Raw genomic sequence first — 16186 nt, forward strand, 5'->3', positions numbered from 1 at the left:
AAAGATTTATAACTTTGGGAAAAGTAGTTGTTTTTCCTGCCGATTTTGTTACAATGAAGTGGCTTTCGACGTCTTCTTGGCAGAAAGTAGTGGGATATAGAGAAAATGGAATGGGAGGTAGATGACCGTGAAAATCGGAATACCAAAAGAGATAAAAAATAACGAGAACCGTGTCGCAATGACACCTGCTGGAGTTGTGAGTCTGACAAATAATGGCCATGACGTATTTGTAGAAACACAAGCAGGACTGGGTTCTAGCTTTACGGATGAACAATACGAGGAAGCTGGAGCCACGATTGTCTCTACAGCCGAAGAGGCATGGAGCAAAGAGATGGTTATGAAGGTCAAGGAACCACTCGCTGAAGAGTATGATTATTTTTATGAAGGACTTATTTTATTTACTTACTTACATTTAGCTCCAGAGCCTGCATTGACGAAGGCCCTTGTAGAAAAGCAGGTCGTTGCCATCGCGTACGAAACGGTACAAGCGGCAAACGGTTCTCTTCCTTTATTGACGCCGATGAGTGAAGTAGCCGGAAGAATGGCTTCTCAGATCGGAGCGCAGTTCTTAGAGAAGTCTCACGGTGGTAAAGGGATTTTGTTAGGTGGTATTCCCGGTGTCCGTCGTGGAAGAGTCACGGTCATTGGTGGCGGAGTGGTTGGAACGAACGCAGCCAAAATCGCAATGGGACTCGGAGCAGATGTAACCATCATCGACCTCAGCCCGGAACGCCTTCGTCAGTTAGACGATATATTCGGATCAGAGATCAATACACTGATGTCCAACCCACTGAACATTCAGGAAGCACTTGAAGAATCCGACTTAGTCATCGGGGCTGTACTGATTCCAGGTGCCAAGGCGCCGAAACTAGTCAGCGAGGAAGTCGTGAAATCAATGAAAGAAGGTTCTGTCATCGTAGATGTTGCCATCGACCAAGGCGGCATATTCGAAACGACAGACCGAATTACGACTCACGATAATCCGACCTATGAAAAGCACGGAGTTCTTCATTATGCTGTTGCCAACATGCCAGGAGCGGTTCCGCGTACGTCGACAATCGGGTTGACGAACGTTACGGTACCGTATGCAATTCAGTTGGCGAATAAAGGATATGTGAAAGCATGTCAGGATAGTGAGCCTTTGATGAAAGGGATCAACACGTTAGAAGGATACGTCACATACAAAGCCGTAGCAGAAGCGCAAGGACTTGAATATGCAGACGCGCGTAATCTAATTAATAAATAAGGAACTTAAATCCAGCAGTCTGACTGCTGGATTTTTCTTTCAGGTTTCTATGATTCACAAAGAAACATCATGGCTGACAAGTTTGGTATACTAGGAGTGGGAATTTTTGTTTTCCTGGTCATTGTGAACGTTTTGTTACATCGAGAAGAAGAATTTAAATAAAATATTGAAAAACGTGAAACCTCTGTGCCTCCTTACCCGTAAATACAGGTACACGAGGTCAAAGTGGAAGGAGAGGTGAGCACTTGGGATTCTTTTCAAAGTTATTTTCGAGTAAAAAAGAGACACCCGAAGTGAAAGAACGAACCGTATTGAATATTCAAATTGGTGACATTATCACATACGATCTTGTGGATTACGAAGTCGTAGGGAAAATTACGTACCGGGATGGTTCTTATGAGTGGTATTCCTATCAATTGCTAGAAGGGAATTCAACCAAATGGCTGGCGGCTGAAATGGATGATGAACTAGAGCTTGGCATATATGAAACGGTTAAGCTCCCTGTCCAGACTCCTTTTCCTAAGAAACTGGAGTATGAGGGTGCCACCTACTTCAAAGATGAAGAAGGAGAGGCGAGAGTAACGGGAGAAGGGCGCAGTCAGAACATTAACGGGCGCACCACCCGCTACGGGGATTATATCGCCGAAGACGAACAGAGTTATCTGAGTGTTGAATCATGGGGGAGTGAAGTCGAAGTCAGTTATGGCTACGACATAGAATCCTATGAAATTAAAATTATTGCAGGTTCAAAATAACAAGGAGGACTTTACATGTTTAAATTTTTCAAGCGAGTACAGACGGTTGTTGGTTCTGAGTTGAATTCAATGCTCGATAAAGCGGAAGACCCGGTGAAAATGCTGGATCAATTCATGCGCGATATGGAAAGCGATATTCGTGAAGCAGAAGCGGCTGTTGCGAAGCAGATTGCTAACGAGAAGATGATGAAGCGTAAGTATGACGATGCGCAGGCTCTTGTCGACAAGCGTATGCAGCAGGCTGAGAAAGCCATTGAAGCAGGCAACGAAGACCTTGCCCGTCGTGCTCTTGAAGACAAAAACAGCCAGCAGGAGCAGGCTGAGCAGTTCAAAGCTTCATGGGACCGTGCAAAAGCGGACTCTGACAACCTTCGCACAAAACTGGACGATATGAAAAAAGAGTACCAGGAAATGAAACTGAAGAAAGATTCCTTGAAAGCACGTGCTGAATCTGCCAAAACGCGTACGAAGATGAACCGTACGATGTCTAATATCGGTGGAGATGAGTCGCGTCAAGGCTTCAATCGTATGGAAGAGAAGGTTCTGCGTTATGAAGCCGAGGCGGAGACTAGTGAAGATATGTCTCAGGCCAGCCGTTCACTGGATGATGAATTCGATGCACTGGACGACAAGAACGGTGTAGATGATGAACTGGCAGAACTGAAAAGAAAAATGAATAAAGAGTAAGGATGAATACAGGCCCGTGCCCGACATATAATTGTTGGGCACGCCTATTTCTGAAGGAAGGAGGAATTTGTTGTGAATATTAAGGATTTAGCTGGATTAGCGATTGCTGTTATCGTCGGGATCATTCTTTTGTTTAACGTGTTCGGAGAAGATGACGATCCGTTGAGAGGTATGACGGGCTCTTATACGCAAGATACATACAATGAATTGCCGGACGAACCGAGTAGGAATGAAATTATTGATAACATTGATAACTACAGTTCGAATGGGACATCATCAGAGAATGATAATGAGAGCCAGACTCAAGATGATTCCGATGATGCTCAGACGGACAGCTCCTCATCTAAGTCCATTGAAGAGCTGATCCAAGTTGCCTTCCCACTACTGGATACCGTGAATCGAAATAACGGAACTTCAAAGATTTACATGACGAGAGAGCTGACACTACCAGAAGTGGTACAGCAGCTGTCTGATGAAATTCAACCCGAGGAAATCAGTCAGAGACAGGATGACAGACAGGTTCTCGTGTACCCTGAACACTTTGTCATCGTACAAGAAAGCAATGAAGAACCAGGTCTGGTAACGATTGAGCTTGCCAATGACCGATTCGTTCGGGAGAACTATTCTCCAAGCTTCTTCAATGGCATGCTGACGGCCATCGTCCTGAACCGTGTACTGGATGCGGATGATTGGTTCGACCGCAGGAGAAGCAGTTGTAGACAGTCCAATGACTGTTATGGCGGATATGGGATGTATGGAAGCTTCGGTTCAAACAGCTCAGGAAATTCAGGTTCATTCCGTGGATCATCGACACGCGGTGGAGGACCAGGAACAGGAAAATAAAGGAGGAAGATTAGAATGGGACCATTTCTTGCAACAGTAGGATATTTTTTAATTGCCATTATCATTGTGTTAATCGGCTTAGTTATTTTCGAATTTTTAACAAAACAGTATAAGGACTGGGACGAAGTGAAGAACGGAAACCAAGCGGTCGCAATGTCGATTGCTGGTAAAATCATTGGGATCTGTATCGTTCTTTCATTTGCCATCTACCACAGCTTCACGGTATGGGATACACTCATTTGGGGTGCGTTCGGAATGGTGCTTCAAATGGCAGCGTATATTCTATTTGAATTGTTCACGCGTAAATTCTCAGTTGAAACGAACCTGAAGGCAAACAACACCGCAGTCGGAATTATTTCTATGGGAGTTTCGATCGGGCTTGCCTTTGTAATTGGTGCATCGATTACATAAATCATGACTATAGGGGATGTTTTGGAGAAGCCACTAAGAATGAATCCTTAGTGGCTTTTCAGTACGCAAAAGCAGGAAGTGTAGGAGTGAAAAACGTTGGAAGCAAGTAACATCAGAAAAAGTCATTTCATTTATTGGGCATCAGGAATTGTTTCCATATGTGGAATCATATTCGAGGTACTGTTCGGCGCACTGGGTTCTTATATTTTAGGTGACGGAGTCAAGCAGTACACGTTAACAATCAGTCTATTTCTAACAGGGATGGGAATTGGGGCAAGTATCAGTGAAAAAGTGATGAAGCAGCTGATTGTCACTTTTGTCTGGATTGAATTTATGGTGGCGTTGATCGGAGGGTTCTCGAGCTTCACAATGTTCGGGTTGACGGCCTTTGCTCCTTCCGGTACAGATGCCTTTTTCTTATATTTAGTCACGTTCACGATCGGTGCATTGACAGGTTTAGAATTACCGATTTTGATCCGAAAGGCGAACGAAATCGGGGTGGAATTGAATCGAAGTACGGCTCGGGTGCTCTTTTCGGATTACGCGGGAGGCTTGATCGGTGGACTGTTGTTCGCCTTCTATTTACGCCCGCAGATGGGAATGGTCAAGAGCGCATTCTTTGTCGCGTGTATTAACTTGGCTGTTGCACTGGTTGTGTTGTATTTGTTCCGCTCTGAAATTACAAGGATGCGGATCCACGTGACAGCAGGGACCGTTATTGCAGTCCTGTTAGTGGCCGGGTTGTTCTTCGGGGAAGAGATGGCCTTTACTTTCGAGCAGAAATTGTACAAGGACCCGATCATTCATATGGAGGACAGTGCCTATCAAAAGATCGTCTTGACGAAAGAACAGGAAGATACCCGGTTGTTCTTAAACGGCTCTCTTCAATTCAGTTCTTCAGATGAATACCGATACCACGAAATGCTCGTTCATCCAGCCATGGCTTATGCTTCGTCTCATCAGAATGTTCTCGTGCTCGGAGGCGGAGACGGGATTGCTGCTAAAGAGCTGCTTAAATATGACACTGTTGATCAGATATCACTCGTCGACCTTGATCCTGCAGTGACTGAGCTTGCGAAGAACAATCATCATCTTCTGTCGCTGAATGAAGGAAGTTTGAGTGATGACAGGGTCGATGTGAGGAACGAAGACGCTTTTAATTATCTCGAGCAGTCGGATCAGTTCTATGATGTTATCATCGTCGATCTGCCTGATCCGAACAATGAGAGCTTGAACAAGCTTTATACCCGTGAGTTCTATTCTCTTCTCAGAAACCACTTAGCGCCTGGCGGGGCAGCGATGGTTCAGGCTACTTCCCCAGTGTTCGCGACCGAAGTCTATTGGACGATTGATAAAACGGTACGGGAGACCGGTTTAAACACAGCGAACTTCAATGTTGATATTCCGAGTTTCGGTAACTGGGGCTTTGTGATGGCAAGTCGTGATCCGATTGATGTGGAGGACATACAAATCGATATGGACACACGCTACTTAACGAATGAAATGCTTCCTGCCTTGACCGTGTTTGGGAAGGATGAAGATGGGGAAATCGTAACGAGTGACGGGGAAAAAGTGACCATCAAGCCTAATACGCTGATCGATCCTCATTTAATCCAAAAGTATGAAAAAGCATGGCAGAACTATTGAGGTAAGATTCATTTATTCATAAGGAGTGGTATATGTGAAAATATCTTATCATGGACATTCAGTAGTCAAAGTAGAGGCAAATGGGAAAACGATTCTATTCGATCCATTCATTTCTGACAATGGAAACACAGATTTAGATGCAGACACCGTTGAAGCGGATGTGATCCTGCTGACGCACGGGCACAATGATCACGTAGGCGATACATTTGATATTGCGAAGCGGACGGATGCTCAAATTGTGGCTCCGTTCGAGTTAGCTACTTATCTCGGAAATAAAGGGTTGAATGCCCACCCGATGTATATTGGTGGCGGGCACGAATTTGATTTCGGTCATGTGAAGTTTACTCAGGCGTTCCACGGATCCTCTTACACTGAGGAAGATGGAACAATTGTGTACACAGGAATGCCGACGGGGATCTTGCTGACGATCGATGGCAAAACCATCTATCACGCAGGGGATACGGGGCTCTTCTCAGATATGAAGCTGATAGGGGAGCGTAACGATATCGACCTTGCTTTTCTACCGATTGGTGATAATTTCACGATGGGACCAGATGATGCGTTGACAGCTGCCGAATGGTTGAAAGCGAAACAGGTGGTTCCGATTCACTATAACACCTTCGATCTAATCAATCAGGACGGTGAAGGGTACGCGAAGAAGGTCCGCCCCGGAAAAGGAGCGGCCTTGGAACCTGGTGAGTCGATCGAACTTTAAGAATATGCTTTTTTTAACAGCCTTCCTCCATTAGGGGGAAGGTTTTTTATTTTCTGAATACATATTTCCTGGAAGAAATTGCGGTGAAACTGTATCAGTTGTATAATAACAATAGAACCTTATTCGATTAGTACAGTTAGAAAGATTGGTGGACATAATGGCTACAAAGCATGAACAGATCCTACAGCATATTGAATCGTTAGCCGTTGGTAGTAAGATTTCGGTGCGTGGAATTGCGAAGGCTTTAAATGTAAGTGAAGGAACGGCCTATCGTGCCATCAAGGAAGCGGAGAATCAGAACCTTGTTAGTACGATGGAGCGAGTAGGAACAATCCGGATTGAAAAAAAGAAAAAAGAAAACATTGAAAGACTGACATTCGCAGAAATATTGAATATTGTGGATGGACAAGTCCTCGGCGGACGAGAAGGTCTTTATAAGACGCTGGGTAAGTTCGTCATCGGTGCGATGAAATTAGATGCGATGATGAGGTACACAGAGGCGGGGTCCCTCCTGATTGTGGGGAACCGCACGAATGCTCATGAACTGGCTGTCCAGGAAGGCGCGGCTGTTTTGATAACCGGTGGCTTTGACACGAATGAGACTGTCAAACAACTGGCTGACGAGAAGAAGCTGCCTGTCATTTCGACGAGCTACGATACGTTCACAGTGGCTACCATGATCAACCGGGCGATTTACGACCAATTGATAAAAAAAGAAATCGTACTCGTAGATGACATTTACACACCTTTTGCGGATTCGAAATATTTAAAAACGACAGACACGGTCCAGAAATGGTATGACTACAATTCTGAAACGAAGCATAACCGGTATCCGGTGGTCGATCTTCATAACCGTGTGGTTGGAATCGTCACCTCCAAAGATGTGATCGCAAAAGATCCTGGCGTACGAATTGATAAAGTGATGACCAAGAATCCGATGACGGTGAATACCACCACTTCTCTCGCCAACGCTGCTCATGTGATGGTTTGGGAAGGTATCGAGCTGATGCCGGTCGTTGATTCTTCTCATCATTTGCAGGGGATTATTTCAAGGCAGGATGTGTTAAAAGCTCTCCAGCACATTCAAAGGCAGCCGCAGGTCGGTGAAACCATTGATGATTTAGCGACGAAGCAGCTAGAGATTGTAGAAACGTCAGGACGCTCTCATCATTTAAGATCCAAGGTCACACCTCAAATGACGAACCAGCTTGGAACGATGTCTTACGGCGTGTTCACGACGTTAATCACGGAAGCTACCAGTCGGCTCTTGCAGAAGCATAAAAAGGGAGATTTGGTCGTCGAGAATATTTCCGTCTACTTTATCAAGCCCGTTCAGCTCGAGAGTGAAATTGATTTGTATCCTCAAATATTAGAGGTCGGACGTAAGTTTGCCAAGGTCGAGATTGAAGTGCACCACGAAGGAGCCATCGTCGGAAAAGCGCTTCTTATGGCACAACTGATTGACCGTTAATATCATATCTCGTATCTTAAGAAAAGGGCTGTTACTTCTATGAGTAACAGCCCTGCAGGATGTCGAGAAAGTCCTATCGGTTCTCATAAAGTTTGAAAAGCGGTGTTGGCGAAACAACTCGCTTTCCGTGGGCGTCCGCTGAGTCTCCTCGCTCCCTTCGATCGCTGCGGGGTCTCATCTGTACTCTGCTCCCACAGGAGTCTCGCTGTTTCGCCAACACCTTTATCAAGGGGAGACGGAACCTCTTATGCTATCATCTGGAAAAGGCGATGATTACTCTGAATCGTCTCTACTTATCGCCGCTCGGTTCTGGACCCACTGTTATGGCAAAGTGGGGTGGAAAATGGCGAGACTCCAGCGGGATGCACGGACAACGGCGAGATCGAACCCAAAGGAACAAGGATGTTCGAACTAAAACCGCCAAGTCGTTTGGCAACGTCGAACGACCCAACGTCCTGTTGGGCCGCCGCCGGAAAGCGAGTTATTTTCCACCCCACGCTCCACTGTATCTCATCCAGAACCTTTCTCAACACCCAGAAGGGCTGTTACTTCTATGAGTAACAGCCCTTTTCTAACGGTTCTATAGTCAAGTTGTGCGGTGTTTTTGGTATTCCCCTTTATAGTGGTTCATGGCCTTCCAGCCTGTGATGGCTTGATAGCCGCCCAGAAGGATGAAGGCAAGACCGATAAATAGGGAAAGCTGTGTTTGGTAGAATAAGTACTGGTTGATTCCCCAGAAGAAGATGAACGCCCCTAGACAGATTTTAGCCTTGCTGTTCGTGAAGTCTTGTACCAAAGGGTCGTTTGTTCGGGTGATCATGACTTTGTAGTAAATATATAGGACAAAAGAGAGTAAAATAAGAAACGCAAAGATTAGCAAATGAATCGACTCCTGCTACGTATGATTTTTCTCTCCTATTGTAGCTTGTTTTCAGCCATATGGCTACCTGTTGGAAAAAAACTATGTTTTAATGAGAGGTAGAACGAAAGGAGCAACGATATGACCAAACAAGCGATTTTCAATAAAATTAAGCAATACGATACGATCATCATTCACCGTCACGTGCGTCCGGATCCAGATGCTTACGGTTCGCAGGCTGGTCTGGCTGAGATCATCCAATCCAATTACCCTGATAAAAACGTGTATATTACAGGAGAACATGATGCTTCCCTTGACTTCTTAGTTCAGATGGATGAAGTGCCCGACTCTGCGTTTGAAGGGGCGCTGGTCATCGTTTGTGATACAGCGAATCAGGCCCGCATTGACGACCAGAGATACAACCAAGGCAGTGAACTGATCAAAATCGATCACCATCCGGTTGTAGATGAATATGGAGACATTCAATGGGTGGATACGAATGCAAGTTCAACGTGTGAAATGATCTATGGACTGTATCTACATATGAAAGAGGAAGGCACTGAACTTAGTGACCAGGCGGCACGGTTGATCTATGCCGGCATCGTCGGAGATACAGGACGGTTCCTTTTCCCTAGTACAACGACGAAGACGCTTTCCTATGCATCGGAGCTTGTTCACTATAATTTCGATCGAAAGCTTTTGTATAACGAATTGTACAAAACACCGCTTCACGTTGCTAAATTGAAAGGGCACATCTTGCAAAATGTGTCGTTGGATGAGGCTGGGTCAGCTACAATCATCTTGTCGAAAGAAGTGTTGGAGGAATATGGTCTGACTGCTTCAGAGACGAGTCAACTGGTTGGGATTCTAGGAGATATCGAAGGGATTCTCGCCTGGGTCTTTTTTGTGGAAGAAGAAGAGAGCATTCGTGTACGGCTGCGCTCGAAGGGACCGGTTATTAATAAAATTGCCGAAAATCACAATGGCGGCGGTCATCCTATGGCAGCTGGAGCTACAGCAGGGTCGTGGGAAGAGACAAAGGAGATTGCAGAAGAGCTTCGAGATGTTTGTAAATCTTATCAATCATAAGGTGAAATGGTCCTGCTTCGACACAGGGCCATTTCCCTTATCCATAAGATTAGGGGATCAGCTTAATTTCAAGATTCATGATGACCTCTTCTGTCACAATCAATCTTTTCACCGTTAGTTGATAGGTGAGTTGGTCTACAACGTAATCTTTATTTTCAACCGTAGAAATCACGAGGTCGATCTGATCTGCGACGGCCTGAACATTCTGACCATTGATTGACGACAATAAGTCCTTTACGAGAGAAGTCAGCTCGTGCTGGGTAAGCAAGTCGACCTCCAGCTTTTTGGCATTTGTATAGCTGATGACGACATCCCGTACCTTCAGCGGCTTTTCTTCACCTTTAGGTGGATTGTCGAGCAAATGCTCATACTTCTTCTCGACTTCATTTAATTCAGCTGACAGACGGATATGTTCCTGCGTCATATTCTCTTGCTGCTGACCATGTATAATGAGAAAAAAAGTGTACCCGAGCATGGCTCCAAGTGCGATGCCTGCTAAAAAGCGGCGCCACTCTTTCCTTTTATACAAGGGAGGGATATGCATTATGTCACCTCTTCTCCAAGCAGCCATTCAAATAGAAGCAGAGCCGTTTTCACCCCGCCCATGGCTGATACGATGATCACAAGTTGTTTGAACACGTCAAAGGTAGAGCCGTCCAAGATTCCTTTTTCAAAATTACTGATCGCATCGAACGTTCCTCCGATTGCAGCAACAATGGCCCATATGCGGAGTCCCTTCGCGATGCGGAACATGGCTGTCAACGGAGCTTCTCCAGTCAAGTAACTTCCAATACTCCCAATGATTGTCCCACCGACGATGACCCCGAAAGCGATAAAGAAGCATTGTACGATCGACACAATTAAGCGGTCCTCCATCTTGTCCCTCTTTTCGCCAGAGAATGTGGTCCTGTTTACACATTATTCTAGTCCGACGTTTCTTATGCAGAAGGGTTTCTTATCCAGAGAGATGCCGCTATAATTTACATTGAAAGAAGGTGGAACCGATGGCTTTTACTCACTTACAAGTAAAGAGTGGATACAGTTTAATGCAGAGTACTATAAAAATAGAAGAGTTAGCGGAAGAGGCCGGTCGTTTAGGGTATGGGGCTCTAGCTCTAACCGATCATGAAGTGATGCACGGTTCTGTCTCCTTCTATCAAGCTTGTCTTAAAGCAGGAATCAAACCGATCATCGGATTGGAGCTTTCCGTCCAGTACGAGCACGAACGTTTTCCTTGTCTTTTTATAGCTGAGAATAACGAAGGGTATCGGAATTTAATGAAGATCAGTTCCTGGATTCAAACGCAGGGAGTGACCCCAGAGCTTGCCCAACTAACGAAATACAGTCAAGGATTAATTGTTATTGTAAAAACGTCTCAGACTATTTGGGCAGAGACGTTCGTTCAAGGACGCGAAATGCAGGTGTCCACTCACCTTGCAGAATGGCGTGAGGTGTTCGGAAACGAAGATGTCTTCCTCGGGATTCAAGATGTGGACCTGCACGAGGAACGTCAAATCCATCGCCCTATGAAGGAATGGAGTATAAAAGAGGAAGTGCCGGTTGTCACACTCGGGGACGTTAAGTATTTACATAAAGAAGATGCTGAGGCGTTCGAGTGTCTTCAGGCGATAGAAAGCGGCAGCAGGGTTTCCGCAGGGACGCCCGCTAAAGGCCACGAATACTTGAAATCCGTAGACGAGATGGAAAGGTATTTCATAGACTGGTGGCCGGAAGCCCTGCAGGCGACTGAAGATATCCAAAAGCGATGCGAAGTCACAATCGACCTCGAGCAGCAACTGATTCCCGCCTATCCTACGCCGGAAGGGAAGGCGGCAGATGAGTATTTGGAGGAGTTATGTGTACGTGCTTTGGACGACTATTCAGGTCAGAACAAAAAGCTTGCACATGATCGACTGAAACACGAGCTAAGTGTGATTCAATCGATGAGTTTCAGTGATTACTTCTTGATTGTTTGGGACTTCATTGCTTATGCCAGAAAAGAGGGCATCCATGTCGGACCGGGGCGAGGGTCGGCGGCGGGCTCATTTGTCGCTTATCTCTTAGAAATTACGCAAGTCGATCCGCTGGAATACGACTTGTTATTTGAACGGTTCTTGAACCCTGAGCGTGTGAGTATGCCGGATATCGATATTGACTTCCCGGATCACCGAAGAGACGAGGTTATCCGATACGTGGCCGATAAGTATGGTAGACACCATGTCGCCCAAATCTGCACATTCGGTACTTTCGGGTCGAGAAGTGTACTAAGGGATTTGTTTAAAGCGATGAGCATTGATGATCAGGATGCGGCCTATATCCTGAAACAAATCCCGAAGAATTCCAACCTTTCCCTTGTCGAGATTGTGAAAGATTCAGACTCGCTGAAAGAGTACATCAAAAAAGATGAAGCCTTGAAGCGGTTGTTCAGAGTAGCTGCGAAATTGGAAGGGCTTCCTCGTCACGTCTCCACACACGCTGCAGGGGTGATCATCAGCGAGAAGCCTCTGATTCATTACACAGCGTTAATGAAGGGGCAGGGGAACGCTTACCTGACACAGTCAGCCATGAATGAGTTGGAAAGTGTCGGCCTACTGAAAGTCGACTTCCTGGGCCTTAGAAATCTGACTTTGCTGGAACGATTGGAACAAAAGCTGCAGCGGTATGAAGACAGTTCGTTTCATATAGATGATATTCCGCTTCATGATGATCAAACATTCGAATTATTGAAGGAAGGGCGGACGAACGGGGTGTTTCAGCTTGAGTCCCAAGGAATGAAACAGGTGTTGCGGCGATTAGCGCCTTCTCACTTTGAAGATGTTGTAGCGGTCAATGCGCTGTATCGTCCGGGTCCGATGGAATACATCCAAACCTATGTGAACCGCAAGCATGAAAGAGAGAAGGTCGAGTACCCACACCCGGATATCAGCACAGTCTTAGAGCCTACATTCGGCGTGCTCGTTTATCAAGAACAAATCATGCAGGTAGCACAGAAGGTGGCTGGCTATTCTTTAGGGCAGGCCGATATTTTGAGAAGGGCAGTCAGTAAGAAACAATCCGACACACTGGAGCAGCAGCGGAATGCTTTTATTAAAGGGAGTGTATCAAAAGGCTATACGGAGCAGGTTGCGAAGCAGTTGTTCGAGTGGATCGTGAAGTTCTCGAACTATGGGTTCAACCGCAGTCATGCGGTGGCTTACAGTGTCATTTCCTTTAAACTCGCTTATATAAAAGCTCATTACCCGACTTATTTTATAGCTGAGCTGATGAACGCAAACCTTGGTGATCAGGAAAAGGTCTCGATGTATATAAGGGAAGCGAGAGAGGCCGGTATTTTGGTGTCGCCCCCTAGTGTGAATAAGAGTGGTCTCGTAACGAAGGATGAGAACGGGGGAATCCGGCTCGGACTCGTTGCAATCAAAGGTATTGGTTTTCAAGCAGCGGAGGAAATCCTGCAAGAACGCAGGAATGCAAGGTTTCGTGGGTTGAATGATTTCTGTCTGAGGATTACTTCACAATCGATCAGCCGAAATGTCATCGAATCACTCATTATAGCCGGGGCATTTGATGAATTCGACACCAATCGTGCAAGGCTTTTGGCAAGTGTCGATCAGGCACTGGAGCAGGGCGAGCTCTTTAAGGAGTTTCAAGACCAGCCTGAGCTCTTCAGCGAAGACTTTGGTATGGGAGAAGCCATCGATATTGAGCCTTTTCCACCGCTTAAGAAACTGGCGATGGAGAAAGATGTGCTCGGGAGTTACCTGTCGGATCACCCGCTGCAGGAGTTTAGAACGTCTCTTGAGCAAGGTGGTTTTCTTCCTATACGAAAGAGCATTGAGAAATTGAATCAGAAGGTGAAGATCGCAGCTGTCATTGAATCAATCAAAGAGATTCGGACGAAGCGTGGAGAGTCGATGGCATTTGTCAATCTGAACGATGAGAATGGGGAAGTAGATGCTGTTATTTTCCCGGACGTTTACCGAGAAGTGCGCTCTTGGATGAACGAACAGATCCTTGTAATGATACAAGGGAAAGTCGAAGAAAGAAGAGGGAGCGCGCAGCTGATCATTCAATCCATCCAACGTTTTGAAGAGCGTGACTCGACTTCATCGAATCAAAGGTTGTTTGTGAAAGTGCAGGCAGACCAGGAAACGGAATCTGTTGACCACCTAAGGAAATTGGCACGGTATTTCCCGGGAAATACACCAATCGTCATATTTCGAGCGGAGGACCGAAAAACGTATCAGCTCGAAGACGGCGTAACGGTAAGTGACGACTTGATGAAGAAAATGCATCAATTTTTCGCTGAGGACTCTGTCGTTCTCCGCTGACAATTGAAAAAGCTCAGTCCACATTTTTGTATTTCTTTACACTGAAAAACCATCTGTTATAATAAAGGAGTTCACGGTGGTCAGACCACCTAAGTACGGCTTATATTTCATTGATTAAAAGGAGCGTGTCGTCGTGTCGAATTTGAGAGATGAAGCACTTCATATACACAGAGTGAACAAGGGGAAATTGGAAACAACTTCGAAAGTACCTGTACGTAATGCAAAAGATTTGAGTTTAGCTTATTCCCCAGGGGTGGCTGAGCCTTGTAAAGAAATCTATGACCATAAAGAAACGGTCTATGATTATACGATGAAGGGGAATATGGTCGCCGTCGTGAGCGATGGTTCTGCTGTGTTGGGCCTTGGTAATATTGGTCCTGAAGCGGCTCTCCCAGTGATGGAAGGGAAGGCTGCTCTGTTCAAAAGTTTTGCCGGAGTCGACGCGTTCCCGATTTGTTTAAACACACGAGACGTTGATCAAATTGTACAGACGGTCAAGCTGATGGAGCCGACATTCGGAGGGGTAAACCTTGAGGATATCGCTGCACCGAACTGCTTTATTATAGAAGATCGTCTGAAGAAGGAAACGAATATTCCCATCTTTCATGATGACCAACACGGTACAGCGATCGTAACCGTTGCGGGCTTAATGAATGCCTTGAAGCTGACAGGGAAGTCCTGGTCGGATATCAAGGTGGTAGCAAACGGAGCGGGCGCCGCAGGAATTGCCATTATTAAACTTTTATATCATTTCGGCGTTCGTGACATCATCATGTGTGATTCGAAAGGTGCGATTTTTGAAGGTCGCGATTATGGAATGAACGAAGTCAAAGATGAGATTGCCAGAATTACGAATAAAGATCGTGTAGAAGGCAAGTTGGATGACGTGATGGAAGGCGCAGACGTATTCATCGGAGTGTCAGTCGGAGGATTATTGTCAAAAGAAGATGTTGAAAAGATGAACGATGACCCGATTATCTTTGCCATGGCAAACCCTGAACCGGAGATCATGCCGGAAGATGCGAAGAGCGCAGGTGCTCGTGTAATCGGTACAGGACGTTCTGATTTTCCGAACCAAGTCAATAATGTACTAGCTTTCCCTGGTATTTTCAGAGGTGCTCTGGATGTAAGAGCGACACGCATCAATGAAAAAATGAAAATTGCCGCAGCCGAAGCGATTGCCTCTCTTGTAAGTGAGGAAGAACTAAGTGATGACTATGTGATCCCGGCTCCGTTCGATTCCAGAGTAGCTCCAGCTGTTGCAGCAAGTGTTGCAAAAGCAGCCATGGAATCAGGGGTTGCGCGCCATCACGTCGACCCTGAGGAAGTAGCAGAGAAAACCCGTCAGTTAACGATGATTGACGAAGATTGAATTCAGTACACAGGAGAATAGGGCGCCATCCCTTCCTCCTTACATAACGGAAGGTTTGTCCAACGGAGGTGCGTTTCATGCCCCATTCTCATAATGGAAAAGTCTATGAAGGTGTCTTACACCAATTGAAAAGATATATTGAAAGTCACCAGCTTAAGCCCGGAGATAAGCTCCCGTCAGAGCGGGAGTTGAGCGAGCAGCTCCAGGTGGGACGCTCCTCCATCCGAGAAGCGTTCAGAGCGATGGAGCTGCTCGGGCTCATTGAGACTAAGCGGGGAGAAGGTACATTTATGAGGGCGTACCGGCCTTATCATATGGTCGAACTGCTATCGAATTTTCTCCTCAACGAAACGAGGACGCGAGACGAACTGGTAGCGGCTAAGCAAATGCTTGAGAAAGAGGCATTGATGAGACTTGCCGGAAATGTCTCTGCCGATACCTTGGCTGTCATCGAGCAAATTTGTCATGAATTTGACGGGGAAGAAAAGCATTTGAAGCTCTTTCATTATTTATTTGAAGTTTGTGGGCAGCACTTATTATTGTCAATGTGGCAGTTTATTTCCGGTTTCACACAGACTGTGCACAAAATAGAGTATGAGTCCTCGTGGTACCAGTCTGCGATACGAATTTTGAAGGGTGGTAAGCCGGAAGATGTGTTCGCTTTATTTTCCACTACCGATAACCCTTCGACATGAACAGAGAGATTCTGTGGTGTCAGTCGTGTATATTGATAAAGAAAGGAAGCTTTTGTCCCAAAGGAGGA

15 protein-coding genes are annotated in these 16186 nt (G+C 45.8%); 12 read left to right on the top strand and 3 right to left on the bottom strand.

Going from position 1 to position 16186, the window contains the following annotated elements:
- Window positions 1–127: 127 nt before the first annotated feature.
- The 8 genes from ald to LCM20_RS04415 all read left to right on the top strand — a co-directional run bounded on the left by ald (window position 128) and on the right by LCM20_RS04415 (window position 7775).
- Window positions 128–1246, top strand: coding sequence for an alanine dehydrogenase (gene ald / locus LCM20_RS04380; RefSeq protein WP_225194217.1), 1119 nt, complete (start codon window positions 128–130; stop codon window positions 1244–1246).
- A 245-nt stretch (window positions 1247–1491) separates the two neighbouring features.
- Window positions 1492–2001, top strand: coding sequence for a DUF4178 domain-containing protein (locus tag LCM20_RS04385; RefSeq protein ID WP_225194218.1), 510 nt, complete (start codon window positions 1492–1494; stop codon window positions 1999–2001).
- Window positions 2002–2016: 15 nt separating this feature from the next.
- Window positions 2017–2688, top strand: a complete 672-nt coding sequence (locus LCM20_RS04390) for a PspA/IM30 family protein (RefSeq protein WP_225194219.1) — start codon at window positions 2017–2019, stop codon at window positions 2686–2688.
- 72 nt (window positions 2689–2760) lie between these two features.
- On the top strand, window positions 2761–3531 hold the full coding sequence (locus LCM20_RS04395; protein WP_225194220.1) for a DUF4247 domain-containing protein: 771 nt from the start codon (window positions 2761–2763) through the stop codon (window positions 3529–3531).
- 15 nt (window positions 3532–3546) lie between these two features.
- The gene (locus tag LCM20_RS04400) at window positions 3547–3942 is read left to right on the top strand and encodes a DUF350 domain-containing protein (protein WP_225194221.1); all 396 of its coding nucleotides are present in this window, start codon (window positions 3547–3549) and stop codon (window positions 3940–3942) included.
- Window positions 3943–4038: 96 nt separating this feature from the next.
- A complete protein-coding gene (locus tag LCM20_RS04405) occupies window positions 4039–5589 on the top strand; it encodes a polyamine aminopropyltransferase (RefSeq protein ID WP_225194222.1) in 1551 nt (516 codons plus the stop codon).
- A gap of 34 nt (window positions 5590–5623) precedes the next feature.
- On the top strand, window positions 5624–6304 hold the full coding sequence (locus LCM20_RS04410; RefSeq protein ID WP_225194223.1) for a metal-dependent hydrolase: 681 nt from the start codon (window positions 5624–5626) through the stop codon (window positions 6302–6304).
- A gap of 157 nt (window positions 6305–6461) precedes the next feature.
- Window positions 6462–7775 carry a DRTGG domain-containing protein gene (locus LCM20_RS04415; protein WP_225194224.1) on the top strand — a complete coding sequence of 438 codons (1314 nt, stop codon included), beginning with the start codon at window positions 6462–6464 and terminating at the stop codon, window positions 7773–7775.
- 586 nt (window positions 7776–8361) lie between these two features.
- Here LCM20_RS04415 and LCM20_RS04420 read toward each other — a convergent pair.
- Complete coding sequence (locus LCM20_RS04420) at window positions 8362–8655, bottom strand: YtpI family protein (RefSeq protein ID WP_225194225.1); 294 nt, start codon at window positions 8653–8655, stop codon at window positions 8362–8364.
- A gap of 120 nt (window positions 8656–8775) precedes the next feature.
- Between LCM20_RS04420 and LCM20_RS04425 the strand changes: the two genes are divergently transcribed.
- Complete coding sequence (locus LCM20_RS04425) at window positions 8776–9723, top strand: DHH family phosphoesterase (RefSeq protein ID WP_225194226.1); 948 nt, start codon at window positions 8776–8778, stop codon at window positions 9721–9723.
- A 49-nt stretch (window positions 9724–9772) separates the two neighbouring features.
- Here the strand turns inward: LCM20_RS04425 and ytrI are convergent, their stop codons facing one another.
- The gene (gene ytrI / locus LCM20_RS04430) at window positions 9773–10294 is read right to left on the bottom strand and encodes a sporulation membrane protein YtrI (RefSeq protein ID WP_412097979.1); all 522 of its coding nucleotides are present in this window, start codon (window positions 10292–10294) and stop codon (window positions 9773–9775) included.
- A complete protein-coding gene (locus LCM20_RS04435) occupies window positions 10267–10599 on the bottom strand; it encodes a YtrH family sporulation protein (protein ID WP_225194228.1) in 333 nt (110 codons plus the stop codon). The genes ytrI and LCM20_RS04435 overlap by 28 nt, the downstream gene beginning before the upstream one ends.
- A gap of 128 nt (window positions 10600–10727) precedes the next feature.
- On the opposite strand from LCM20_RS04435, the gene dnaE reads away from it, so the two are divergent.
- From dnaE to LCM20_RS04450, 3 genes are all read left to right on the top strand, one after another.
- Window positions 10728–14051, top strand: coding sequence for a DNA polymerase III subunit alpha (gene dnaE, locus LCM20_RS04440; RefSeq protein ID WP_225194229.1), 3324 nt, complete (start codon window positions 10728–10730; stop codon window positions 14049–14051).
- A 133-nt stretch (window positions 14052–14184) separates the two neighbouring features.
- The gene (locus tag LCM20_RS04445; RefSeq protein ID WP_225194230.1) at window positions 14185–15423 is read left to right on the top strand and encodes an NADP-dependent malic enzyme; all 1239 of its coding nucleotides are present in this window, start codon (window positions 14185–14187) and stop codon (window positions 15421–15423) included.
- Between the two features lie 77 nt (window positions 15424–15500).
- A complete protein-coding gene (locus tag LCM20_RS04450) occupies window positions 15501–16118 on the top strand; it encodes a FadR/GntR family transcriptional regulator (protein ID WP_225194231.1) in 618 nt (205 codons plus the stop codon).
- Window positions 16119–16186: the final 68 nt, after the last annotated feature.

The sequence above is a fragment of the Halobacillus litoralis genome, assembly GCF_020171725.1.
GTDB classification, from domain to species: domain Bacteria; phylum Bacillota; class Bacilli; order Bacillales; family Halobacillaceae; genus Halobacillus; species Halobacillus litoralis_F.